18 protein-coding genes are annotated in these 23808 nt (G+C 66.9%); 10 read left to right on the top strand and 8 right to left on the bottom strand.

Annotation, left to right across the window (positions count from 1 at the left end):
* Positions 1 to 316: 316 nt before the first annotated feature.
* From EP7_RS17365 to EP7_RS17340, 6 genes are all read left to right on the top strand, one after another.
* Complete coding sequence (locus EP7_RS17365) at positions 317 to 1438, top strand: DUF1559 family PulG-like putative transporter (RefSeq protein WP_463522947.1); 1122 nt, start codon at positions 317 to 319, stop codon at positions 1436 to 1438.
* A gap of 116 nt (positions 1439 to 1554) precedes the next feature.
* Entirely contained in the window at positions 1555 to 1737 is a 183-nt protein-coding gene (locus EP7_RS17360) for a hypothetical protein (RefSeq protein WP_463522945.1), read from the top strand.
* Positions 1738 to 1865: 128 nt separating this feature from the next.
* Complete coding sequence (locus tag EP7_RS17355) at positions 1866 to 4853, top strand: FG-GAP-like repeat-containing protein (RefSeq protein WP_463522943.1); 2988 nt, start codon at positions 1866 to 1868, stop codon at positions 4851 to 4853.
* Positions 4854 to 4867: 14 nt separating this feature from the next.
* Positions 4868 to 5668 (top strand): hypothetical protein, encoded by an 801-nt coding sequence (locus EP7_RS17350; protein ID WP_463522941.1) that lies wholly within the window; start codon positions 4868 to 4870, stop codon positions 5666 to 5668.
* Positions 5669 to 5861: 193 nt separating this feature from the next.
* Positions 5862 to 6524, top strand: coding sequence for an ABC transporter ATP-binding protein (locus tag EP7_RS17345; protein WP_463522939.1), 663 nt, complete (start codon positions 5862 to 5864; stop codon positions 6522 to 6524).
* 18 nt (positions 6525 to 6542) lie between these two features.
* Positions 6543 to 8072 (top strand): ABC transporter permease, encoded by a 1530-nt coding sequence (locus EP7_RS17340; protein WP_463522937.1) that lies wholly within the window; start codon positions 6543 to 6545, stop codon positions 8070 to 8072.
* Positions 8073 to 8197: 125 nt separating this feature from the next.
* Here the strand turns inward: EP7_RS17340 and EP7_RS17335 are convergent, their stop codons facing one another.
* Positions 8198 to 9406: an aldo/keto reductase gene (locus EP7_RS17335; protein ID WP_463522935.1), complete on the bottom strand. Its 1209-nt coding sequence runs from the start codon at positions 9404 to 9406 to the stop codon at positions 8198 to 8200.
* A gap of 535 nt (positions 9407 to 9941) precedes the next feature.
* Between EP7_RS17335 and EP7_RS17330 the strand changes: the two genes are divergently transcribed.
* Together EP7_RS17330 and EP7_RS17325 are read left to right on the top strand one after the other, a co-directional pair.
* The gene (locus tag EP7_RS17330) at positions 9942 to 10571 is read left to right on the top strand and encodes a sigma-70 family RNA polymerase sigma factor (RefSeq protein ID WP_463522933.1); all 630 of its coding nucleotides are present in this window, start codon (positions 9942 to 9944) and stop codon (positions 10569 to 10571) included.
* 32 nt (positions 10572 to 10603) lie between these two features.
* Complete coding sequence (locus EP7_RS17325; protein ID WP_463522931.1) at positions 10604 to 14296, top strand: WD40 repeat domain-containing serine/threonine protein kinase; 3693 nt, start codon at positions 10604 to 10606, stop codon at positions 14294 to 14296.
* A gap of 26 nt (positions 14297 to 14322) precedes the next feature.
* On the opposite strand, the gene EP7_RS17320 is transcribed toward EP7_RS17325, so the two are convergent.
* The 7 genes from EP7_RS17320 to EP7_RS17290 form a co-directional block, all read right to left on the bottom strand.
* Positions 14323 to 15318: a DUF1559 family PulG-like putative transporter gene (locus EP7_RS17320; protein WP_463522929.1), complete on the bottom strand. Its 996-nt coding sequence runs from the start codon at positions 15316 to 15318 to the stop codon at positions 14323 to 14325.
* A 1019-nt stretch (positions 15319 to 16337) separates the two neighbouring features.
* The gene (locus tag EP7_RS17315) at positions 16338 to 17714 is read right to left on the bottom strand and encodes a DUF711 family protein (RefSeq protein ID WP_463522927.1); all 1377 of its coding nucleotides are present in this window, start codon (positions 17712 to 17714) and stop codon (positions 16338 to 16340) included.
* Positions 17715 to 17772: 58 nt separating this feature from the next.
* Positions 17773 to 18372 (bottom strand): glycine cleavage system transcriptional repressor, encoded by a 600-nt coding sequence (locus EP7_RS17310; RefSeq protein ID WP_463522925.1) that lies wholly within the window; start codon positions 18370 to 18372, stop codon positions 17773 to 17775.
* Positions 18373 to 18478: 106 nt separating this feature from the next.
* Positions 18479 to 18868, bottom strand: a complete 390-nt coding sequence (locus tag EP7_RS17305; protein WP_463522923.1) for a DUF423 domain-containing protein — start codon at positions 18866 to 18868, stop codon at positions 18479 to 18481.
* Between the two features lie 18 nt (positions 18869 to 18886).
* Positions 18887 to 19231 (bottom strand): hypothetical protein, encoded by a 345-nt coding sequence (locus tag EP7_RS17300; RefSeq protein ID WP_463522921.1) that lies wholly within the window; start codon positions 19229 to 19231, stop codon positions 18887 to 18889.
* Positions 19228 to 20616, bottom strand: a complete 1389-nt coding sequence (locus EP7_RS17295) for a bifunctional folylpolyglutamate synthase/dihydrofolate synthase (RefSeq protein ID WP_463522919.1) — start codon at positions 20614 to 20616, stop codon at positions 19228 to 19230. Before EP7_RS17295 ends, EP7_RS17300 begins: the two co-directional genes overlap by 4 nt.
* A 90-nt stretch (positions 20617 to 20706) precedes the next feature.
* A complete protein-coding gene (locus tag EP7_RS17290; RefSeq protein WP_463522917.1) occupies positions 20707 to 21087 on the bottom strand; it encodes a response regulator in 381 nt (126 codons plus the stop codon).
* A gap of 204 nt (positions 21088 to 21291) precedes the next feature.
* Here EP7_RS17290 and rfaE2 point away from each other — a divergent pair, with 204 nt between their 5' ends.
* On the top strand, positions 21292 to 22860 hold the full coding sequence (gene rfaE2 / locus EP7_RS17285) for a D-glycero-beta-D-manno-heptose 1-phosphate adenylyltransferase (protein ID WP_463522916.1): 1569 nt from the start codon (positions 21292 to 21294) through the stop codon (positions 22858 to 22860).
* A gap of 213 nt (positions 22861 to 23073) precedes the next feature.
* Positions 23074 to 23613, top strand: coding sequence for a hypothetical protein (locus tag EP7_RS17280; protein ID WP_463522914.1), 540 nt, complete (start codon positions 23074 to 23076; stop codon positions 23611 to 23613).
* Positions 23614 to 23808 lie beyond the last annotated feature (195 nt).

Raw genomic sequence — 23808 nt, 5'->3', positions numbered from 1 at the left:
TCGATTATTCCCTGGTCCAACGTGGGCCGGGACGTCGTCTATTCCATCGGTTCAGTTAATCGAGCCTTCCTGCAGTCGTGCGCAGGTTTTGCTTCTCGAGTCCGTCGGCGAAATTGTCACCTTGGTGCAATTTCGTTCGTTTCCATCCGACGGTTCCGCCGTTCTCTTTCGCCCCATGCTCTCATCGTCCTTAGAACGAAATTCTTAGGTCGGCCCCTTATTCGGGCTGTCCCGGGCACCTATTCCGGGTGTCCGGACGCTCCGGTGCATGGTTCGAGATCCGTGCTCATCCGCTCTTTTCCCCGGGAGTACTTGCATGTCGCCGAAACGCCGTGGCTTCACCCTGATCGAGCTGTTGGTGGTCATCTCCATCATCGCCGTCTTGATCGCCTTGCTCCTTCCGGCCGTGCAAAGCGCACGCGAGGCCGCCCGCCGCGCCCAGTGCGTGAATAACCTCAAGCAGCTCGGCCTGGCCGTCCACAACTACAACTCGACCAACAACGCGCTGCCGATCCTGTTCGGCAACTTCGCCCTCTCGGCGAGCGGGAGCACGTCGGGCGGCTTCCCCGATGCTGGCGCGGGTTGGTGGCCACTCGGCTGGGCCGTTGGCCTCATGGGCTATGTCGAGCAGACGGCCCTGGCGAATTCGGCCAATTACGCCTTCGGGGCGAGCAATGGCGAGAATGCGACGATCGCCAACGTGCGGGTCGCCTCGCTGGTCTGCCCGTCGGAAGACATGAAGTCGGGCCCGTGGATTGCCTCGTCCTGGACCAACTACCACGCGAACTTCGGCGGCCCCGCCCCGCTGGCCTCGTGGAGCGGCCCGATCGTCCCGACCCGCAGCGACCCGAACAACAAGCCCGGCTTCAATAATGCGGACGGCGGTGCCACGCGCAATCAGGGCATCCTCGGATTCGAATCCGTCACGGACGGGCTGAGCAACACCGCGCTCTTCTCGGAGAAGCTGGTCGGCCTGAACGGCTATGCCGCCAAAGCCATCCCCGGCACCGCCGACGGCAAGCGGGTGCAGTTCCAGCTCAGCGTTGCTTCGAACCGAGACAGCGTCAACGGTGGCGACGAAGCCCAGGCGTTCGTGGCTGCGTGCAAGAGCATCCCCGCGACCACGAAGCCCGCGGGCGACAACACCGCGTGGTCCGGATCGTGCTGGACCGGCAGCCACGCCGGCACCCTGCACTTCAACGCCTATGACCATTTCATGCCCCCGAACTCGAATTCGTGCGTCGCATCGAATTCCTACGGCGGCTATCCGGGCGGCTTCAATGACGCCATCACCGCGACCAGCAACCACTCCGGTGGCGTGAACGTCACCATGGCGGATGGTTCCGTCAAGTTCATCAAGGACACGGTCTCGCTGCAGACCTGGTGGGCCGTCGGCACCCGCAACGGCCGCGAGGTCCTCAGCTCCGACGCGTATTGACGGTCGGTCCTCGACGAAAACTCGGCCCGCCCGGGAGTCAATGGCGCCCGGGCGGGCCAATCCGTCGCCAGATCTCGACGTTGGGAACTTCCCGCTGGCTTTGTGGAGATGAGTGCATGCTTCGGCCCCGCCACGCTGTGATCGCCGCGATCCTTGCCTGCTACCTTTCCGGCTGCGGTGGCACCGACCAGCCGAATCCCCCGGCCGAGGTCACCGACACGTTCTTGAAGAGCTCGACCGACGCGATGAAGAACGCGAATTCCGGCATGGTCCCCAAGAAGAAGTCGTCGAGCCGCTGAACTCGAAGTCATCTCTCCCGAAACAGACGCGAGCTCGTCCGGGCGAACTCGACCCCACAACTTGACGATCGACGCCACATGGGCGGGTGCCTTTCGGGCCCCGCCCCTTGCGTTTGCCGGGGTGCTCCATGATTCGAGGTCGACTCCGGTGGATCATCTCGGCCGTCTTCGCCGTGCTGGTGGGCGGCCTCGTCTGGATGGTGGTCTCGTCCTGGATGTTCGAGTCGGGCCTGGAGCTGGCCCGAGGGCAGATGGATGCCCAGGACTTTACTGAAGCCAGGCCCTGGCTCGCGGCGCAGATGGCCTCCGGGTCAAGCTCCCCCGAGGTCGCCTACCGGCTCGGCGTCTGCGCCCACGCGGGCAAGGACATCCCGGCGGCGTTGGCGGCCTGGGAGCGAGTCGGTCCGGGCTCGGAGTGGTCGACCAAGGCGGTACTCGCCCGCGCGGGGACGCTCGTCGGCAACCTGGGGAAATTCCGCGATGCGGAAACCCTGCTCGAATCGACGATCGAGTCGGGCGCGACCCTGGGTTCCGACCACGAGATACGCCGCACGCTGGCCGAGCTCTATTTCTGGCAGGGACGACGCAAGGACGTCTGCCGGCTCCTGGAACAGGGCTGGCCGAACACGACCGACCCGACCGGCGACCTCCGCGACCACTGGAGGGCCGAGACCGCGACGACCATGTTCGATAAGGTCGCCTCGGAAGTCGACCAGGCCGGGACGCTTGCCCCCGAGGACGACCGGGTCTGGCTGTCCAAGGCAAGCCTGGCCCTTCTGTCGGGCCATCAGGCCGAAGCCGTCGCCTGGCTCGATCGCTGCATCAAGAAACAGCCCGAGGACAGGGCCGTCTGGCGGGCCCGCCTGGATCTGGCGAAGGGTGCCGACGACCTTGAAGGTGTACGGCTCGCGATGGGCCACCTGCCGGCCTCGGCGCTCGATGAGATCGAACGGCTCTCGCTGGACGCCTGGTTGTTGGCACGCCACAAGGATCTCGCGGCCGAACGCCAGGCCCTCGATGCACTGATCGCGATCGCGCCCGGCGACGCCCCGGCAATCGACCGGCTCGCCACCCTCGCGGTTGAGGCGGGCGATCTCGAGCGGGCGAAAGAGCTGAGGCGGCGGAAGTCGGACCTCGACGCGGCCCGCGATCAGTATCGAGATTTGATGGACAGGTCGCTGGAGCCCTCCCAGTTCTTACCACTGGCCATGCTCGCCGAGTCGCTCGATCGTCGGTTCGAGGCCCGCGGATGGTGGACCCTACGGGCCGCATACTCTCCCCAGGACCCGGACCCCCGCGCGGCGCTGGCCCGGCTCCGAGAGCCTGCGAAAGCCTCCCCTCCCGCGCCGGGCCAGACCCTTGCGTCGCTCCTCGAACCGGCCGCGACTCCGAGGACGGCTCCTCGATCGTCGGTCGTCTCGCGGGCTGTGGCCGCCAACGTCGTCCCCCAGTTCGTCGACGACGCGGAGTCGGCCGGTCTCCGATTCACGTTCGACAACGGGAAATCGCCGCTCCGACAGATCCCCGAGACGTCGTCCGGCGGCCTCGGACTGATCGATTACGACGGCGACGGATTCCTCGACGTCTTCGCGATCCAAGGGGGGGTCTTCCCGCCCGACCCGTCGAGGCCGAACACCGGCGACAGGCTCTTTCGCAACCGGGGCGACGGCACGTTCGAGGACGCGACGGAGCGATCGGGGATCGCCGCGATGCCCCGGGGGTACGGCCACGGCGTCACCGTCGGCGACGTGGACAATGACGGGCACCCCGACCTGTTCATCACCCGATGGCGTTCCTATGCCCTCTATCGCAACCGGGGCGACGGCACGTTCGAGGACGCGACGGAGGCCTGGGGGCTGGGCGGGGACCGGGACTGGCCGACCTCATCTGCGTTCGCCGACCTGGACAACGACGGCGACCTCGACCTTTACGTCGCCCATTATCTCCAATGGGATGCCGACAACCCGCCCCTCTGTCCCCGCGTGACGAACGCATCGGCCGCCGATCGGAGCGATCCCGGCCAGAACAACAACTACTGTACCCCCCGTCCCTACGCCGCCCTGCCCGACCACTTGTTCCGCAATGACGGCGGCAAGTTCGTGGATGTGACGTCCGAGGCGGGGATCGTCGACGCCGACGGCCGAGGCCTGGGAGTCGTCGCGGCCGACGTCGACGATGACGGCCTCGTCGACCTCTTTGTGGCGAATGACACCACGGCAAACTACCTCTGGCACAACCTCGGCGGGATGAAGTTCGAGGAAGTCGGGATGCTGAACGGCGTCGGCTGCAACGCGGCAGGCGCGTTCCAGGCTGGCATGGGCACGGCCTGCGGCGACATGGACGGCGACGGCAAGCCCGACCTTCTGGTGACGAATTTCTACGGCGAGTCGACCACGTTCTTCAAGAACCTGGGAGGCTCGATGTTCGCCGACAACACCGCCGCCATCGGGCTGGCCGCCCCCAGCCGCTACCTGCTCGGCTTCGGCATCATCCTGCTCGACGCCAACAATGACGGCCATCTCGACCTGGCCACGGCCAATGGTCACGTCAATGACGATCGGCCCGACTATCCCTATGACATGCCCGCCCTGCTGATGACCGGCGGCGAGGGGGGGCGGCTCACCGACGTGACACGCGACGCGGGCCCCCCCTGGGCCGTGCCTCGAGTCTCGCGAGGTATGGTCTCGGGCGACCTCGACAATGACGGCCGCCAGGACGCGATCCTTCTGGCCCAGAACAGCCCGATCGCTTACATGCACAATCGAACACCCGACGATGCCGGACATTTCGTGACCATGGCCCTGCAAGGGGTCCGATCCAACCGGGACGGCATCGGCGCATCCGTCGTCGTCCGGGCAGGCGGCCGCGATCGTCGGGTCTGGCGGCTCGGTGGCGGGAGTTTCCTCTCGGCCTCTGACCCGAGGCTTCACGTCGGGCTGGGACGCTCCGAAACGGTCGAGTCGATCGAGATCCGCTGGCCGTCGGGTCAGGTCGACAAGGTCGGGCCGCTGCCCGCCGACCGCGCCTATCGTCTCGTCGAAGGGTCCGGCACGCCCGTCCCCCTCCCCTCGTTCAAATCATCGGCATCTGAGCCCGCGTCCCTCCCCCGGAATTGAAGCGAGAATCCGCGATGAACCCGACCGATGCGGCCAGCCCCTCGGAGCCATCCCCGACCTACACCTCCCCCCGTGGACGCCTGGCCGCCGGCCCATCGATGACCCCGGTCATGGGCCTGGCACTCCTCGCGGCGCTCGTCGCGGGTCTGCTCGCCTGGCTCGTGGGCGAGACGCCATTCGGCACCGTGAGGCCGTCGAGGGTCTGGATCAATACGCTGGGCAATCTCAACCTTTCGACGACGCACGACACCGAGTTGAAGGCGCTGACGGCGAGCTCGGCCCGCGTCTACGGGGCGTTCGGCCTCCTGCTCGGCCTGACCCTCGGGCTGGCGGGTGCACTGGCACGCGGCGGCATCCGCTCGGGCCTGAAGCCGGCGCTCATCGGAGCAATCCTGGGCGCGATCGCGGGGGGCGCTTTGCCGTTCCTGGCCGTTCCCCTGCACGACAGCCTCCGGACCAGCATCCCCGATGAAACGCTGGCATCGATCATGATGCATGGGCTCATCTGGGGCACGATCGGCGCGGCGGTCTCCGTCGCGCTGGGGCTCGGAGCGGAGGGAGGCTCCCGGCGGCGCGTGGTCGCCTGCATCGCGGGCGGAGTCATCGGGGCTCTCGTCGGGACGGCCGTTTACGAGGTCGTCGGCGCGATGGCGTTCCCCCTGGACGAGACGGGCGAGGCGATCTCGAAGTCTTCCGCCTCCCGCCTCCTGGCGCGCCTGATCGTCGGCCTCTCCATCGCCCTGGGAGCTTCGACGGCCTTCTCCGAGAGTCGCCGACGCAACGAAGATCCGGTCGCCCCGACACCGGAAGTTTGACCGATCGATCGTGATGGGAAGGGGGACGACCAACTCGGATCGATGAGACCGCCAATTGCGCCTGGCGATGTTGCAACGCCGCTTCGAATGCTATGATCACCTCACGCCTGACAGATGTCGGACGATGTGATCGGAGGCGGAATTTGTGGCGACGCCATTTCTTCCCACGGATGAGTGCATTTCCATCCGAGCGATGGATTTGTCCAAGACCTACCGCTCGAAGTCTTCGCCCGTGGAGGCGTTGCGGGGCCTGTGCATGGAAGTGACGCGGGGCGAGCGGGTGGCGCTCCTGGGGAAGTCGGGCTCGGGAAAGTCCACACTTCTGAATCTCCTCGGCGGGCTGGACCACGCCAGCTCGGGCGAGCTGAGGGTCGGCGGTCATGACCTGGAGCGGCTCGACGGGCGTGGCCTGGCTCGGTTCCGGTCGACCACGGTCGGGATGATCTTCCAGTCGTTCAACCTGATCCCGTCGAGGACCGCCGTCGAGAACGTCGAGCTGCCGATGATCTTCGCCGGCGTCTCGACCCGAGATCGACGCGATTTGGCGCGAGTCGCACTCGAGAAGGTCGGCCTGAGCGATCGCCTGCACCACCGCCCCGCGCAGATGAGCGGCGGCGAGAACCAGCGGGTCGCGGTGGCCCGCGCCCTGGTCAATCGACCGTCGGTCGTTCTCGCCGACGAGCCGACCGGCAATCTCGACAGCCAGACGGCCCGGCAAGTCATGGATCTGATCCTCGACCACGTCCGCGAGAACGGCGCGACGCTCGTGCTCGTCACGCACGATGAGGAGCTTGCCGCGACCTGCACCGATCGGGTCGTCAGGCTTAAAGACGGGCGATTGATCTCCCGAGATTGACGACCGAAGGGGGCCTGCATGCGGACGGTCGACCTGCTCACCCTGCCCATCGCGGCGCTCTGGCAGCAGAAGATGAGGACCGTGCTGACCACCCTGGGCGTGGTCTTCGGCGCGTTCGTCCTTGCCGCGAGCCTGTCGATCGGCGAGGGGGTGCAGGAGACGATGGCGCGTGAATCTCGGAGGAACGAGGTGGCGAGACGGATCGACGTCTATTCGAAAGCGAATCCCGCCGAAGTGAAGACGGGGGCCGACGAGATCACCGTTGAAGGGACGCTTGGAAAGGCCCGCCGGGAACGGCTTCGCAAGGCGAACGCCGAGAAGGCGCAGCAGGCCAATTCGATTCAGGCCAGGACGGTCCTTTCAGGGTCGATGCTGGGGAAGATTGCCGCGATCCCGCACGTTGACCGCGTGATCCCGATGACCTACAGCGGCGGATTCGCAATCCTGGGCGAGAAGTCGGTATGGACGCAGGTCATTTCCGCCAGGCCCGACTCCGAGCCGATCCGGCGGCGTCTGGTCGCCGGTCGGTTCTTCAAGGCACCCGACGAACGGGCGGTTGTGGTCAGCGAGTTCCTCGCCTATCGCCTGGGGCTGACGACCGACTCCGACATCGATGGCCTGGTCGGCAAGAAGCTCCGCCTGGAGTTCCGGCCTCAGAATCTCGAGTCGGGCTTCCGTCTGGTCATCATGAAATCAGAGTCGGGACGCGAGGAGAGGGCGGCGCTCGACAAGGTGGTCGCGAACTTACCCGGCTCGCTCGAGAAGCTAGGGCTGAGCGGCCCGGAAGTCGAGGTCTTGCGGAAGGGCCTGGGCGGTCAGCCTGCACCCGAGGTCTTCAGCGAGGAATACACGGTCATCGGGGTGACACGACCGCCCTCGGACGAAGAGCGAATTGCCACGTGGGACTATACCCAGGTCGAATCCGACGTGCTCCTTCCCTATCAGACGGCGGCCGATCTCTACCTCCGATTTCCGGGGAGCGAAGTCGACGGAGTCAATAACGCGTACGTGCTCGTGGATGATGAGAAGGAGGTCAAGGAGGTCGTCGAGTCGCTGCTCGGCCTTGGTGTCCAGGCGAGGGCGGCGATCGAGTTCATCGAGCGTGAGCGGCTGATCTACCTGCTGATCTTCGGCGGGATGACGTGCGTGGCGGGCGTGGCGCTGCTCGTATCATCGCTGGGAATCGCCAATACGATGCTGATGAGCGTGCTGGAGCGCAAGCGCGAGATCGGCATCATGAAGGCCGTCGGCGCCGACGACCGGCACTTGCTGTCCGTGTTTCTTGTCGAGGGGGCATTGATCGGCCTGGCCGGGGCGGCGCTCGGCCTGCTGCTAGCCTGGGGGGCCTCGTTTCCGGCCGATGCCTGGGTCCGGACGATGATCCTGCGTGATCTCAAAGTCGACCTGGAATCATCGATCTTCGTCTTCCCGGCCTGGATCGGCGCGACGGTCGTGCTCTTCACCGTGCTGGTAACGACCGTCGCCGCGTACTACCCGGCCAGGCACGCGGCGAAGGTCGACCCGGTCACGGCCCTGCGGCACGAGTGAGGGCGTTCGGAAGGAGCCCGACTCGCCCGAGAACGCGATCGTCGAGCGCCCTGACACCGGCGAGCCACTCGCGACCGCCGGCATCAGGTGCGGAATAGGACCGGCAGGATGGAGAAGTGCCAGGATCAGCTCAGCAGGCGATCGACCTCGGGGAGCATCGACGAGAAGTCGATCTTGTGGTGGCAGGCCTCGCGTGCGGCGACGAGGTCGGCGCCCTTCCAGTCGCGCTCCTCGGCGGGCAGCTCGGCGTACGACTCGCGGGCCACGCCCCTCATCCCGTGCGACTCGTGATAGGTATAGAACCGGGCGAGGTCGCCGAGCCGGGCCTTGGTGCCTCCCGCGACCGAGCAGCGGCCGTCGCAGCCGGGGCACATCGTCGGGTTGGAGGCCAGGACGGCGTCGCGAAGCTCGTCGATCTCCGCCTGCTTCAGGGGCTCGAAGCGCCTGGCCGCGTCGGCATTCTCCGCGACTTGCTCGACGTTCCGGAGGGTCACGCACGAGGCCGAGAACCGCTCATCGGACCAGATCGCCTGAAGCAGGCCCTGGGCGGGGGTCAGCCCCTTGGCCTTGATCGAGGGGACGCGCTCGGCGGTGAACTCGGTCTGGCCGGCGAGTTGCTTCATCGAGACCAGGCCGATGTTCCTTGCGTGGCAGGCGTCGAGGGCCTTGTTGAGCGGGGCGTTCTTGTCGAGCCAGGGGGTGTATTTGAGCATGATGACGTCGATGAATCCGCCGTCGGCGGCGTTCTGAATCTGCTCGGCGATCATCCTGTCGTGGGTCGAGAAGCCGACGAACTTGACCTTGCCCGTCTTCTTCAGGGCCTCGGCGGCCTCCTTGAGTTCCTTGCTCTTGGGCCAGTCGGTCTGGTTCGTCTCGAGGCCGTGGAAGAAGAGGAGGTCGATGTAGTCGGTCTTGAGGGCGGCCAGCCGCTCATCGAGCTTCTTGAGCATGTCGCTTTGGGTCTTCACGTGGCTCTTGGTGGCCAGGAAGATCGACTTACGCACCTCCGGCATGGCCGTCAGCCAGTCGCCGATGACCCTCTCCGAGTTCTTGTAGCCCTCGGCGGTGTCGAAGTAGCGGACGCCCTCGTTGTAGGCGGCGCGGAGCAGGCGATTGAGCCCGGCGGGCTCGCCGACGGTCCCGTGGTTGAGCAGGGTGACCTCGACGCCGGTCTTGCCCAGCACCCGCGTCGGAAGGACCTTCTTTTTCTGGACCCCTTTGGGCTCCTGCGCGGCCGCGGAGCCGCTTCCCAGGCCCGTCGTGGCGGCCGTGACCGCCATGCCCGCCTGGAGGAACACCCGGCGATCCACGGGATTCGTGTGCGGTTCGCTCATGTCTGGGCTCTCCTCGATCTCGGAATCGGAAGTGGAAACGAGGCCAATGGCCCCACACAGCCACGGGGGTTCTACACGAATGTAGCCGATCGATCCGCACGCCGCGCCCAAATAAAACCGGGACCTCGTTTCGTCCCCTTCGCCGGAATTTCGCGGGTCGGTTGGCCTCCGTGAGACGTGCGGCCAGGCCGACATGATGAATAATGATGTGAATTTGTGAATATATTTGTGATTGACCGACGGCTCAATTGCGTTGGCTGGACAGCGGCGCCGGGATGCGGCCGCCGTGGCGGATGAAGGCCCCTGAACCTCCCGGGGCGTGGACCGGAAGGATGATCATCTCGCCGAAGAGGCCGCCGAAGACGGCCATAGTGACAGTCGCACCACGCGGAGCGAGGGCTGAGATCGGCCCACGCGAACTCTCGACCCAGGGACCGCTGGAGCCAACGGAGAGGCGGCGCCGAAATAATCGGGATTCTCCGTGAACAATCCATGCTGCCGCGCAGTGTAAGATACACGGGGCAAAATCTTTTCAATGAATGATATCACTCGATCTGACGAACACGTCATCCCGGGCGACGTGGATGAGCAGAGCTTGGTGGAACTTTTCATCCGCCATCGGTCGCGACTGCGCCGGATGGTCCACCTTCGTCTCGACCAACGTATCCAGGGCCGTGTCGACCCATCCGATGTCCTCCAGGAGGCCCAGATCGACATCCTCCGCAGGGCCGGCGAATACGTGGCCAATCCGACGATGACCCCCTTCCTCTGGCTCCGCTTCCTCACTGCCCAACGTCTCACGATCTTCCACCGCCACCACCTCGGGGCCAAAGCCAGGGACGCCGGCCAGGAGGTGTCGATCTACCGGGGGGCCTTGCCCGAGGCGTCATCGGTTTCCCTTGCGGCGATGTTGCTCGGACGCCTCACCTCGCCGACCCAGGCGGCTCACCGAGCCGAGATGAAGCTCCGCCTCCAGGAGTCGCTCAACGGCATGGATCCGATCGACCGAGAGGTCCTGACCTTGCGCCACTTCGAGGAGCTCAGCAATGCCGAGACCGCCGAGGTCCTGGGCATCAGTAAGACTGCCGCCTGTAATCGCTACTTCCGTGCCCTGAAGCGTCTAAAGGAGATCCTCTCGGGCATGCCCGGCTTCTTCACCCGCTGATCTGCCCTACCCGCAACCCCCCGAGCCCGCTCATGCCCCACGATCCGACTGGCGCCGACCAGGACCTGCTCGGGGAGATCGCCGAAGAATTCGCCGCGCGTCTCCGCGATGGAGAGGCTCCGTCTCCCTCCGAGTACGCGGGAAGATATCCCACCTTGGCGGGGGAGATCCTGGAGTTGTTTCCGGCCCTGGTGGCCATCGAGCGATTCAAATCGGACGAGCCCGACCTGCGGGGGAAAGAAGCGCCAGAGGACGAGGCCACCGGATCCGGCGTGCCGATCCGACGGATGGGGGACTACCTCATCCTCAGGGAGGTGGGCCGCGGCGGCATGGGGGTCGTCTACGAGGCCGAGCAGGTCTCGCTCGGGCGCCGCGTCGCGCTGAAGCTCCTGCCCGCACACGCCCTGTCCAACCAGCAGGTCGTGCTCCGCTTCCGCCGCGAGGCGAAGTCGGCGGCCGGCCTGCACCACACGAATATCGTGCCGGTCTTCGGAATCGGTGAGCACGAAGGCGTCCATTATTACGTCATGCAATACATCCGAGGACGCGGGCTCGACGAGGTGATCCGGGAATTGCAGCGATCTCGACAGGCCGAAGGCCTTCTGGGCGGGCCCTTCGACGCGGGCCTCACGGCGGCCGAGGCATCGGCCGCCGACGTGGCCAAGGCCCTCGTGACCGGGAGCTTCCCCATTCCCCTCGCTGCGGGCCTCGGGCCTTCGGACGACGCGGACACAGGGCCGGCCTCGATCGCACGGACCGAACGGGGATCGTCAGCGAAAGTGCAGCCCAGGACAACCGTCGAGCGGGCAGGAGTCGGGTCCGGCACCGCTCCGCGCGCGACGAGCCAGCCGGGGCTCTCCGGCCTCAATTCGGTATCCGATACGTCTCAACATTATTGGCCTGGAGTCGCTCGGGTCGGGCTTCAGGTTGCCAGAGCCTTGCAGTACGCCCATTCCCAGGGGGTCCTCCACCGCGACATCAAGCCCTCCAACCTGCTCATGGACATGCAAGGGACCGTCTGGGTCGCGGACTTCGGACTGGCCAAGGCGATCGCCGACGCCGACCTGACCCACACCGGCGACGTCGTCGGCACCCTCAGATACATGGCCCCCGAGCGGTTCGACGGCCTCTCCGACGCCCGCAGCGACATCTACGCCCTGGGCCTGACGCTCTACGAGTTGCTGACGCTCCGGCCGGCCTTCGACGCGGTCGACCGGAACCGCCTCATCCAGCAAGTAACCGAGGGTGAGCCGCCCCGGCCCCGCAGGCTCGCCCCGGGGATCCCGCGCGACCTCGAGACGATCTGCTTGAAGTGCATCGAGAAGCAGCCCGCGCGGCGGTATGACTCCGCGGGTGCGCTGGCCGACGACCTTCAATGCTGGCTGGAAGGACGGCCCGTCGCCGCCCGTCGCGTCTCGCACCTGGAGCGTTCCATCAAGTGGGCGAGGCGCAAGCCGGCGCTCGCAGGCCTGCTCGGCTTCTCGACCGCCTCCCTGGTCGGCGGCCTGATCCTGACCTCCTGGTACAACCTGCAGCTTTCGCGCGCACTGGCCGACTCCCGCTACCAGCAGGATCGGGCCGAGAGCGGCGCCTACATCGCGAACGTGAATCTCGTCCGCCGCTCGATCGACGTCGGCGACGTCGCCGGCGCGTTGTTCGAACTCGAAAGCCTCCGACCAAACGCGCCGGGCGAGCGCGATCGCCGGGGTTTCGAGTGGTCCTACCTCTGGCGCCTTTGCGCCTATGAACACCTGAGGGAGTGGGATGCCAAGGCGCCCGTCCAGAGCGTCGCTTACAGTCCGGACGGCCGGCGGCTCGCCCTGGGCCTCGGCTTCGGAGACAAGCGAGGTTTCGAGAAGACGCCGGGCGAGGTCCTGATCTGCGACGCCGAGGACGGGGGTCGCCCGCTCCGCTTCAAGGCCCACGCTGGACCGGTCTTCGACATCGCCTACTCCCCCGACGGCCGAGAGGTCGCCACCGCCGGGGCCGATCGACTGGCCCGCCGGTGGGACGCGAGAACCGGGGCGTTGCTCGGCGAATACGGCCCATTCCGGGAGGTCTGCAACGGGGTCGCCTTCAGCCCCGACGGCCGACTTCTCGCAACGACCAGCGGAGACCGTTACTCGATCCACGGCGATCGCCCCGATCTGAATCTCCACGGCGAGGTCGCTGCCTGGGAGATCGCATCGCACCGACGACTCTGGATCGAGCCCTGTTTGGCCGGCTCTTCGACCGCCTTGGGCTTTACCCGGGGCGGTTCCCAGGTCATCTCTGGCGGTAGCAGCCTGCTCCAGTTCCGCGACGCCCTCACGGGGGCCAGTCTCAGGACGTTTCCCAACTGGGGGGCTTTGGCCATGGGCTTCCACCCCGATGGGAAACGGTTGGGTGTCGCGAGCTCCGACGGCTCGGGCGTCGTGATTACCCTCGAATCGGGGCAGTTGTCGCTCCGTTTGACCACCGTCTCCAACAACGAGCTCAACCACTACGGGTACCTGACCGACCTCGCATTCTCCCCGCCGCGTGGGGACCAGATCGCCGCCAGCTTCGGTCGCGAGCCCTCCAACATGCCCGACATGCCCCAGTTGCAGTCCCGTCGACGGACCGTCAACCTCTGGGATGGCCGCGGTCAGTTGCTCTTCAAAATGACGGCGAACCGGGGAGTGGTGATGTGCCTGGCCTACCGGCCCGACGGCGGCCGACTCGTCACGACCGACCTGAAGGGCGGGGTCCACCTCTGGCTCACCACATCAGCCAAGCCGCCGTCGACCGACAAGATCTACCCGGGCCCGATCAAGGCATTGGCGGTCTCGCCCGATGGCCGCCGGATCGCGGTCGGCCAGGCCGACGGCTCGCTCCGCCTCGACGACCACGACGGCGGACGCCCCGCGGTCTCCACTCCCGAGGGAGGTGTCCCGATACTCGGACTGGCGTTCGCGCCCGACGGTCGGACCCTGGCCGTCGCGAACCACTCCGGCCTGATCCGGGTCGTCGATGCCGATTCCGGCCTGACGCGCCTGGAACTGTCAGGCCATCAAGGACCGACCTACGGAGTCGCCTACCGCCCCGATGGCCGCGAGATCGCCTCGGCCGGGGGCGACGGGACCGTGCGACTCTGGGACCCCGCGACGGGGCGGAGTCGTTCAATTCTGCGGGGCCACTCGGGCGTTGTCTACGCCGTCACCTACAGCCCTGACGGCCGGACCGTCGCCTCCGCCGGCGGAGACGGAATCGTCCGACTCTGGGCCTCGGACGATCGACGGCCCGACCTGGCCTGGGAGGCTGACCGTTCGATGATCCACGGCCTGGCATTCCACCCCGACGGGAAGTCGATCGCCACGGCCGGGTCCGACGGCGTCATCAAGCTGTGGGAGACCGCCGACGGCCGGCCGCTCCGGACCCTCTCCAAGCACACTCGAAGTGTCCGGTTGCCCAAGCAGACTCGGAGTGTCTGGAGTCTGGCCTTCGGCGGGGGAGGCGAGCCCAGACTGGCGTCGGTGGGCCGGGACTCCTCGGTCCGGATCTGGGACCCCCTCAGCGGCCAGGAGGTCCTGACCCTCCTCGGGCACTCCGGGGATGTCGTCGGCCTGGCGTTCGCCACCGACGGCAGTCGACTCGTCTCGGCCGACACGGGGGGGACGGTGCGGGTCTGGGAGGCCGGGGTCAATCCCTTCATCGATCGAGGGGAGCGCCCCACGTCAGGGTCGCGTACCATCGAGGACCGATGATCTTCGGCCCTGAGCCCGGGCCGGTTTCAGAACCCGTCGCCGATCACCTCGCCGCCGTTGCGGGTCATTAGCTTCTGGTAGACCCCCAGCTTTGCCTGCGGGGCAAGCTTGTAGATCCCGCCAGAGTAGCTGAGCCCCGGGGGCAGGCCCGTCTGCAGGTCATTCGTCCAGGAATCAATCGTATCCTTGATCCAGCGGACCGAGCCGTCGGCGAACGCGAAGTTCGCCCCGCCGGGATGCATGCTCGAGGCCGCCTCGAGGTATGGGCCGGTATTGTCGTCGGCCACGACTTCGGGCATCTTCTGGAACGGATTGATCGGATACAGCCCGGTGAAGAGTGTGTCGCCGATGTAACCCGAGGTCCACCAGTGCCATTCCGACCGCTCGGGTTCCTGGAGCTTCGAGACGGCGTGCTCGCTCGCCAACATCGTGTTGCTCGTCCCGTCGGTGATCTCCGCGATCGTGACGGTCTGTCGGTGCACGATCAGGCCGTTTTGCTGGGTGAGGCGCTCGGGGAGACGGCTGAACTGATAATACAGCCCTGTGCAGCCGGCATAGCTGGTGAATCGCACGGGCACGGGGAACGGAGTGAGCTCGAATGCATAGGCTCCATCGACCCTCACCCGCCGGGAAGCGTCGGGGTCACTCGGGCAAACCAGGCTGCTGGGACGTGCGTCGTGGATCGTCGCATTCTGAGACTCGGCGAAGTTCACGCTGAAGTTGACGATGTTATAGGTCGGCTGGGCATCGAGGTGCGGGAGGATCATCAGGAAAAAACTCCCTGTCGACCATCCCTGAGCCGAACTGCTGCCGATCGGCAGACTCCCCTGGGCGTCGGCGTAGTTGGCCAGGGCCAGGGCGACCTGCTTTAAGTGATTCGAGCACTGCATCCGCCGCGACGCCTCGCGGGCCGACTGGACGGCCGGCAGCAGCAGTGCCATCAGCACCGCGATAATCGAGATGACAACCAGCAGCTCGATGAGCGTGAGACCGGAGCAACGACTCGATCGGTGAGCACGCATTCTCGACCTCGATTGAAGGGGAATGGCCCGCATCGCGGCCGGGTGACGCCGATGTCAACGTTGATTTCGGAGGTTACATAACGATGAATTGCCTCGGTGACCACGGCAAATGCACCCGTGATCACAGATAATTGATTTCAATCTACAGCAATTTTATGAAGGCCGCGACGGCGCGGCCCCGGCGGTCTAAACTCGCTACGAGGCGCCCCTGCCTCGGGTCTTGCGCCGACTCTTGATCTCGGACTCTTCCCGCCCTTTCCGCCTCGCGCCCGAGGCACCTTTCCCGATCACGACTTCACTCTCCGAGCACGACGTCAGCCCCGCCAGAGGCACGACGGCCAACGCGATCAGCAAGTTGCGACGTGTCGGTGTGGCCATCGCCATCTCCTTTGATTTGGTCTCATGCACTCGACATCGTGCTGCAAGAGGGTCGGCCGAGGCGTCTGGACCGGAAAGGTCGGAGCCTGCTCCGATCGTCGTCCATCCCGTGCCGACCTCGGGTCCTATCCCTTAGTAACTGCGCAGCGACGTCCCGCGTTCACCGGTCATGGGACGTTCTCGGAGAATTCTCGCGGCGCAATCAAAGACTGCCCGAGCACCCTCGGGAGCAGGTTGAGATTCAACCCCGGAGGATCGGGCCAGGTCGTCCCCCGGGCTAATCGAGCGTGCTGGAGACGAAGCGAACGATCGGCATCATGAAGGCCGTCGGTGCGGACGACCGGCACTTGCTGTTCATCTACTTCTTTTCAGGACCATCGATCGGCCTCGCCGGGGCATGACTCGTGCGGCTTGCCTCGGCCGCCTCATCGCGTCGGCTGCCTGGTTCCGCACGTTGGTCCTTCGCGAAATCTAGCCCAACGAGTTGAAGACTTCGATCCTCGTCTTCTTAGGCATGGCTCGACGGGACGGTCATGCACTTCACCGACCTGGTGACGACGGTCGCCGCGTTCGATCCGGCCCATAACTCGTGCGGGTCGACTCGGACCCTGCCCTCAAGCGTAAATCGGCAGGTTCCGAGGTCAATTGCGCAGGCTGGACAGGGGCGCCGGGATGCGGCCTCCGTGGCGGATGAAGGCCCCGGAGCCCCCGGGGGCGTGGACCGGGAGGATGATCATCTCGCCGAAGAGGCCGCCGAAGACGGCGCGCTCGCCGGCCTTCTTGCCGGGGACCGGGATGACCCGGACGGCGGTGGTCTTGTGGTTGATGACGCCGATGGCGACCTCGTCGGCGATGAGCGCCGAGAGGGTCTCGGCGTCGGTGTCGCCCGGCACGGCGATCATGTCCAGGCCCACCGAGCAGACGGCGGTCATCGCCTCCAGCTTGGCCAGGGTCAGGTCGCCATTCTCGACGGCCTGGGCCAGGGCCGAGTCCTCGCTGACGGCGATGAAGGCGCCCGAGAGGCCGCCGACGCTCGACGAGGCGTAGCTGCCCCCCTTCTTCACGGCGTCATTCAGCAGGGCGAGCGCGGCGGTCGAGCCGGGCCCGCCGAGGCGGCTGATGCCCATGGCCTGGAGGATCTCGCCGACGCTGTCGCCGACCTGCGGCGTGGGGGCCAGCGAGAGGTCGACGATGCCGAAGGCGACGCCCAGCCTGGAGGCGACCTCGCGGCCGATCAGCTCGCCGACGCGGGTGACGCGGAAGGCGGTGCTCTTGATCTCCTCGGCGATCTCTCCGAGGGTCGGCCTGGTGGGCGAGTTGGCCACGAAGCTCTCGACGGCCGCCTTGACGACGCCAGGGCCGCTGACGCCGATGTTGATGACGCAGTCAGGCTCGCCGGCCCCGTGGAAGGCCCCGGCCATGAACGGGTTATCGTTGGGCGCGTTGGCGAAGATGACCAGCTTGGCGCAGCCGAAGCCGTCGTGCGACGCCGTCCGCTTTGAGGTCTCGACCAGGACCCGGCCCAGCTCGCCGATGGCATCCATGTTGATGCCGGCGGCGGTCGTCCCCACGTTCACCGAGGCGCAAACGCGCTTGGTCGTGGACAGGACCTCGGGCAGGGCCAGGATCAGGCGTTGCTCCCCCTCGGTCCAGCCCTTCTGGACGAGCGCGGAGAACCCGCCGACGAGGTCGACCCCCACCTCCTCGGCCACGGCGTCGAGGGTCCGGGCGACGGCCAGATAGCCCTCGGTGTCGTGGCCGGCGGCGACTCCGGCGATCGGGCTGACGGCGATCCGGCGGTTGACGATCGGGATGCCGTAGCGGCCCTCGACCTCCTCGCAGACCTGCTTGAGCCGGCCGGCGTACTTCCTCAGCCGCGCGGCGATCCGTTCGCAGAGGTCCTTGGGATCGGGCGAGGCGCAGCTGTGGAGGTCGATGCCCATCGTCACGGTCCGGACGTCAAGCTTGTTCTGCCTGACCATTCCCAGGGTAGCCAGGACGTCCTCGGTGCGGTACACGGCGGGCAGACTCCGGTCGGTCGGGTGGGGGGGGTGGGGGATGCAGGGTTCGGGCCGGTCAGTGCGGGACCTGCGAGCCGCCCGCGACGATCTGGGCGGGCGAGACGCGGACGGGTCCCGGCTCGGAGGTGGCCAGGAAGATATTCTCATGCTGGACGAACGCTTCCAGCCCCTGCTCCTTGCCGAACCGTTCGAGCTCGGCGCGGACCTCGGCGGGAGGGAGATCCGGCGGCAGGAACGCCTCCATGACCAGCGAGAAGCGGGCCCCTTCGGTCCGGGCGTGCAGGTCGACGATGTTGACCCCACGGTTCGCAAGTCGGCCGGCGATGCCCCGGATGTTGCCCGGGCGGTCGGCGCCCAGCACGGTCAGGATGAACCGCTCGCCGCGCGGGACGGCGGGCGCGGCGGGCGTTGACGAGGCCTCGAGCACCACGACGGTGAGGTTGAAGCGTTCGCCCGCGCTGGCGATGGCCTTCTGGAGGGCGGCTCGATCCTGGGGCTGAGGGAACTCGACGGCGAGGATGATCGTGAAAAAGTTCCTCATGACCGTCTGGCTCAGCTCCAGGATATTCCCCCCCTGATCGTGCAGCGCCCCGGTCACCGCGTGGACGATGCCGACGGTGTCGCTCGACGTGACCGTGACGATATAAGTGGCCATAACTCTTCAGCTCCCGCGGGACCGTCGGCCGGCCCGGTTCCGGGCCGTCGATGGCGACAGCATAATCGAATGTGGTGCCGGCGGCGAGCGGTCCCGCTCGAAGGGCTCAGGGGATCGCCGACGACCGCGACGCCGCGACGGCTAGCGCCGCCCAGCCGACGAGCAGGGCGACACCACCGATCGGCGTGATGGCGCCAAGCCATTTTAAGCCGGTTAGCGACAGAATGTACAGGCTCCCCGAGAAGACCAGGATGCCGAGGCTGAACGACCAGCCCGCCACCGACAGGGCCGCACTCCCACGCCCCAGGCTGCCGACCAGGCCGACGGCCAGCAAGGCCAGGGCGTGATACATCTGATACTGGGCGGCCGTCTCGAAGTTGGCGGAGGTCCCCAGCTCGGCAAGCCGGTCCTTCAGGCCATGGGCGCCGAAGGCCCCGAGTGCGACCCCCAGGAACCCGAAGATTGCCCCGAACCTGATCCATGTTGACCCGTTCATCGCCGAGGCTCCCGTCTGTCAGAACGAGCTGAAAAATTGGAGGATCGTGGACGTCATCGCCATCAATGCGACGACGATCCCCGAGGTGAATCCGACCAGGAGCCAGTGCCTCGCCGCCTGGAATCGGGAGATCGGCCGGGTCCAGAGCCTGAACCAGCCGAAAGTCAGGAATGGCAAGTAAAGCAGGCCGAGGGCGCCGTTGATGAAGTTCCCATAGGGCGTACTCGCCAGGGCTCGCACGACTCCAAGCCCGAGAGCTACCAGCACGACGGTCATCATCAGGTCGAGCAGGCCGAACCGGAGCCTCGTGGGAGTCCGCTGGTTGGCCGTCCGGGTCGCGGCCGCCTCTCGGGCTGCGCTCATGGCACCGCCTTGCCAGGCCCGGGGGCGGGCTCGTGGCCCAGGATGAGCGCCCGGGTCTCGGCGGCGAGGAACAGGGAGCCGGTGACGCAGATCAGGCCGGAGTCCGGCGTGACCCGGCGGGCCAGCTCAAGCGCGGCGGCGGGGTCGTCGGCGGTCAGCGGGGTGGGGCGGCCGAGGTCGACGATCGCATCGGCGATCTCCTCGACCGGCACCGCGCGGGGGTTCTCCACGTAGCGGGTCACGATCACGGTCTGGAACAGCGGGAGCAGGGCCCGAAGCTGGCCGACCATGTCCTTCTCGCGGGTGGCGCCGAAGACCAGGGTGCGGGGCACGTCGGGCAGGCAGGCCTTCAGGGTCCGGGCCAGGGCCTCGGCCGAGGCGACGTTGTGGGCGCCGTCGATGACCGTCCAGGGGCGTCCGCCGATGACCTCCACCCGGGCCGGCACGGACAGGCCGGCGAAGCCGCGGACAACCGCGTCGCGGCTCACCTCGATGCCACCTTCGGCCAGGGTGTCAAGCGTCGCCAGGGTCACGGCGGCGTTCAGGGCCTGGTGGTCGCCCAGCAGCGGCAGGTCGAGCGTCCCCCAGTCGGTCCGCCAGGTCTGCACCGAGACGCGGCCGGCTTCGGGCTGGGTCAACGGGCGGGCGGGGGGCTCGAAGCGGTAGTGGAAGTCGGCGTCGATCGCGCGGAGGGTCGAGCCACGGCGTTCGGCCTCGGCACGGATCGCGGCGCGGGGCTCGTCGCCCTGGGCTCCGCTGACGACCGGACGGCCCGCCTTGATGATCCCGGCCTTCTCCCCGGCGATGGCGCCCAGGGTCTGGCCCAGCTGGCGGGTGTGGTCCAGCGAGATCGGCGTGATGACGGAGACCTCGGGGCGGACGACGTTGGTCGAGTCGAGCCGGCCGCCCAGTCCGACCTCCAGCACCACGACCTCGGCGTTGCGCCTGGCGAAGTGGAGCAGGCCCATGGCGGTGGTGACCTCGAAGAAGGTCGGCCCGCGATGGCCCGCGTCGCCCGAGTCCAGGTCTAGGCCCTCGACGGCGGGCCGGACCAGGTGGGTCAGCTCGACGAGGTCGAACGCGTCGGCGTCCAGGCCGTCGACGACGAACCGCTCTTCGAGCCGGTGCAGGTGCGGCGAGGTGAACAGGCCGACGCGGCGACCAGACGCACTGACCGCGGCGGCGATCATCGAGCAGGTCGAGCCCTTCCCCTTGGTGCCGGCGACGTGGACGATCCGGTAGGCGTCCTGCGGGTTGCCCAGCCTGCGGAGCAGGGCACGCATCCGGCCCAGCCGCAGCTCCTCGGGCGTGCGGGGCATGCCCACGCGCTCGTAGTTCAGGCGGCCGTACAGGTAGTCCAGGCAGCCCTGGTAGTCGTCGGGCATGGCGGCGCGGGGCCTCGCCTGGAGCCGGGGGAAATGGGGGAAGGTTCGAACCGAACCTGGGGCCGATCGTGGCCCGAACGCGTCGGCCTTTCAGTCGGCGGGGTCGGCCTGCAAGGCCCGGTCAACATAGGACTTGAGGTCGGTCAGCGCCAAGCCCTTGACCAGATAATCGCTAGCCCCCAGGGCGAAGCATTCCAGCCGGGTGTCGGCCTCGCCCAGGCTGGAGAGCATCACGACCCGCATCCGGGTCGCCACGGGGTCGAGCTTCAGGGCCTCCAGCACCTCGATTCCGTTGGGCGCGGGCATCCAGACGTCGAGCAGCAGCAGCCCCGGCTTTCGGTCGCGGACCAGGGCCAACGCCTCGGCGCCGTTGGCGGCCTCCCAGACGGTGTATCCCGAGGTCCGCAGCCAGGTTGCATAAACCTTGCGGAGGTCGGCGTCGTCATCGGCCAGCACGATCTCGGAGGACACGTCGCCCCCTCCTACGACCTTGGAATCGGGAGAACCTCGCAGGGTTGGTCCCAAGCATACCCCGGCCGTCCGGCCCGCCGCCAGCGGAGTCGGGCTTGACGACTCAGGGCCTTGGGCTATGGTGTCGGGTCGATTCGCCCGGGCGCCACGCGGTTTGACGCGGGCGCCGGCCGGCGAAGTTCGCAGGGTCAAGGAGGACCCGCCATGGCCTACGACCTGATCCGGCGCGTCGAGACGCTGGGCCGACCCCGCATCCTCGTCGTCGGCGACCTCATCCTCGACCGTTACGTCTCGGGCAACGCCGAGCGGATCAGTCAGGAAGCCCCCGTCCCCCTGCTGCGGGCCGACCACCGCGAGCACAGGCTCGGCGGCGCCGCCAGCGTCGCCTCCATGCTCCGCGCCCTCGAAGCCGAGGTCATGCTCGTCGGCGGAGTCGGCCGAGACCCCGAGGCCGCCGTCGTCCGATCGATGCTCGAAAGTCTTCACGTCGACACCTCGCTGGTTGTCACCCTCGACGATCGCCCGACGACCCTGAAAGAGCGGTACATCGGCCGGGCCCAGGACCGGCACCCGCAGCAGATGATCCGGGTCGACTACGAGACCCGCGACCCGATCCCCGTCGAGGTCCAGGCCTCGCTCGGCGACGCCTTCCCCGCGGCCATCGCCTGGGCCGACATCGTCCTGATCTCCGACTACGACAAGGGGGTCTGCACGCCCCCCCTGCTCCGCTCGCTCATCGACGCCTGCCGGGCCGCCGGCAAGCGGGTCGTGGCCGACCCGATCCGCGGCAAGGACTACTCCCGCTACCGCGGCGTCAGCGCCATGACGCCCAACCGGCTCGAGGCCCAGCTCGCCACCGGCCTGGCGATCCAGCAGCCGGCCGACGCCCTGGTCCTGGCCCAGACGCTGCTCGACGACCTGGAGATGGAAGCCTCCATCGTCACCCTGGACCGCGACGGCATGGCGCTCGTCCGCCGCGACGGCCGGGCCGAGGTCATCCCGACCCGCCCCCGCCAGGTGTATGACATCACAGGCGCCGGCGACATGGTCCTCTCCGTCGTCGGCCTCTGCCTGGCCTGCGGAACCGACTACGACGAGGCCGTGGCCCTGGGCAACGTCGCGGGAGGCCTGGAAGTCGAGCATTTCGGCGTCGCCCTCCTCTCGCGCCAGCAGATCATGGCCGACCTGCTCGACCACTCCCGCCCCGAGACCACCAAGCTCCCCGACCGCGACGGCCTGGTCGCCGAGGTGGCCCGCCACAAGGCCGCCGGGCGCAGGGTTGTCTTTACCAATGGATGCTTTGATATCCTCCACGTCGGCCACGGACGCTTGCTCCGTCAGGCGGCCGCCCTGGGCGATTACCTGGTGGTCGGCCTGAACTCCGACGCCAGCGTGAAGCGCCTGAAGGGCATCTCTCGCCCCTTCAACCCCCAGGACGCCCGCGCCGAGCTGCTTGCCGAGCTGGGCTGCGTGGACGCCGTGGCCATCTTCGACGAAGACACCCCCCTGGAACTCATCAACGCCCTGCGTCCCGACGTCCTCGTCAAGGGCGGCGACTACCGCCCCGACCAGGTCGTCGGCCGCGACGAGGTCGAATCCTGGGGAGGAAGCCTCGCCCTCATCCCCCTGGTCGAGGGCCACTCGACCACCAACATCGCCCGCAAGCTCACCGACAAAGAAATCATCGCCCACCCCCCCACGCCCACCCCGCCCCCGCCCATCATCCGCGACGCCCAGACCGCCAACCGATCCGCAACCGCCCGCAACGCCTGAACCCCAACCCCGCGAGCGGATCCGGGCGAGCGTCCACGTCGAGGTGGCATACGCTCGCTCGGCGAAAGCCACGGTCCTTCGGGCGAGGCTCAGAGCACCGCAAGGGACGTCCACGTTGGAGATATGCTCATTGACCTCGGAGCAGGAATCTTTCCGCCTCATAGACAAAGCGTATTCCGGAATGGCACCCTGCACCCCGAAAGCTGCCAATCGATGAATTCAGATGAATTTGTCATGAAACTTTCTGCCAGTTCACCATCGATTGAGAGCCTTCGTGAGGTAGGGCTGAACACGAAAGAAGCGGAGGCGTTCAGGGCCGGATTTATTTGCCTGCCCCGAAATAACGCTTTGCCGTTGATCGCATCCAACGAGATACTTGAGCTCGCCAACCGGTGGGATGTAAGTAGGGTTGAAGTAGGAATGGTGCGATTATTGGGGACGCCAACTCATCATAGTTCGGGAATCCAGATTGGGCTTGTCGAAGCCGATCCACTTGTGATTACCAAGACTGGTTCGGAACTCGTCGTAGAAGAAGTCGAATCCGCTGGACATATTCTTTGGAAAACCGCGCGATCCCCAGGCAAATTTCTCGATGCTCTTGGAGTAGCTGCGAAATTCTTCAGCGATCGAACCATCGGCATTATTGATTTCGATGACTTGGAAGCAGTGAAAGCAACCGCGAACAAGTGTGCCACGCTGGCCGGAGGCGATGAGTATGCCGAGTTCTACTCCATGTTGCTCGGAGTAGAATAACAGACCATCGCGTGAGCCAATCAGAATCGCGTGGTGCGCAGAGCGCCGGGTCTCCTCGAAGTCCGACCAGGCCGTGGTTGCGTTCCGCCAGATCGTCCCCGCGATGTGTAGAGCTACCTTCAACGGCGTATCAAACCGGGTATGAGGCACCACGCCACGACGCTCGCCCGCAGGCCTGCGGGCCATCCCGGACAG

The organism is Isosphaeraceae bacterium EP7, assembly GCA_038400315.1.
GTDB lineage: Bacteria > Planctomycetota > Planctomycetia > Isosphaerales > Isosphaeraceae > EP7.
The sequence above is the reverse complement of the archived record's forward strand: the minus strand, read 5'-3'. Positions and strand labels throughout refer to the sequence as shown.

Bases quoted from the DNA above. Each gene is read 5' to 3' on its own strand.
- EP7_RS17355 (WP_463522943.1), top strand. From the start codon at position 1,866: ATGATTCGAGGTCGACTCCGGTGGATCATCTCGGCCGTCTTCGCCGTG.
- rfaE2 (WP_463522916.1), top strand. From the start codon at position 21,292: ATGGCCTACGACCTGATCCGGCGCGTCGAGACGCTGGGCCGACCCCGC.
- EP7_RS17300 (WP_463522921.1), bottom strand. From the start codon at position 19,231: ATGAGCGCAGCCCGAGAGGCGGCCGCGACCCGGACGGCCAACCAGCGG.
- EP7_RS17295 (WP_463522919.1), bottom strand. From the start codon at position 20,616: ATGCCCGACGACTACCAGGGCTGCCTGGACTACCTGTACGGCCGCCTG.
- EP7_RS17320 (WP_463522929.1), bottom strand. From the start codon at position 15,318: ATGCGTGCTCACCGATCGAGTCGTTGCTCCGGTCTCACGCTCATCGAG.
- EP7_RS17365 (WP_463522947.1), top strand. From the start codon at position 317: ATGTCGCCGAAACGCCGTGGCTTCACCCTGATCGAGCTGTTGGTGGTC.
- EP7_RS17360 (WP_463522945.1), top strand. From the start codon at position 1,555: ATGCTTCGGCCCCGCCACGCTGTGATCGCCGCGATCCTTGCCTGCTAC.
- EP7_RS17340 (WP_463522937.1), top strand. From the start codon at position 6,543: ATGCGGACGGTCGACCTGCTCACCCTGCCCATCGCGGCGCTCTGGCAG.
- EP7_RS17280 (WP_463522914.1), top strand. From the start codon at position 23,074: ATGAATTCAGATGAATTTGTCATGAAACTTTCTGCCAGTTCACCATCG.
- EP7_RS17325 (WP_463522931.1), top strand. From the start codon at position 10,604: ATGCCCCACGATCCGACTGGCGCCGACCAGGACCTGCTCGGGGAGATC.
- EP7_RS17335 (WP_463522935.1), bottom strand. From the start codon at position 9,406: ATGAGCGAACCGCACACGAATCCCGTGGATCGCCGGGTGTTCCTCCAG.
- EP7_RS17310 (WP_463522925.1), bottom strand. From the start codon at position 18,372: ATGGCCACTTATATCGTCACGGTCACGTCGAGCGACACCGTCGGCATC.
- EP7_RS17330 (WP_463522933.1), top strand. From the start codon at position 9,942: ATGAATGATATCACTCGATCTGACGAACACGTCATCCCGGGCGACGTG.
- EP7_RS17350 (WP_463522941.1), top strand. From the start codon at position 4,868: ATGAACCCGACCGATGCGGCCAGCCCCTCGGAGCCATCCCCGACCTAC.
- EP7_RS17305 (WP_463522923.1), bottom strand. From the start codon at position 18,868: ATGAACGGGTCAACATGGATCAGGTTCGGGGCAATCTTCGGGTTCCTG.
- EP7_RS17345 (WP_463522939.1), top strand. From the start codon at position 5,862: ATGGATTTGTCCAAGACCTACCGCTCGAAGTCTTCGCCCGTGGAGGCG.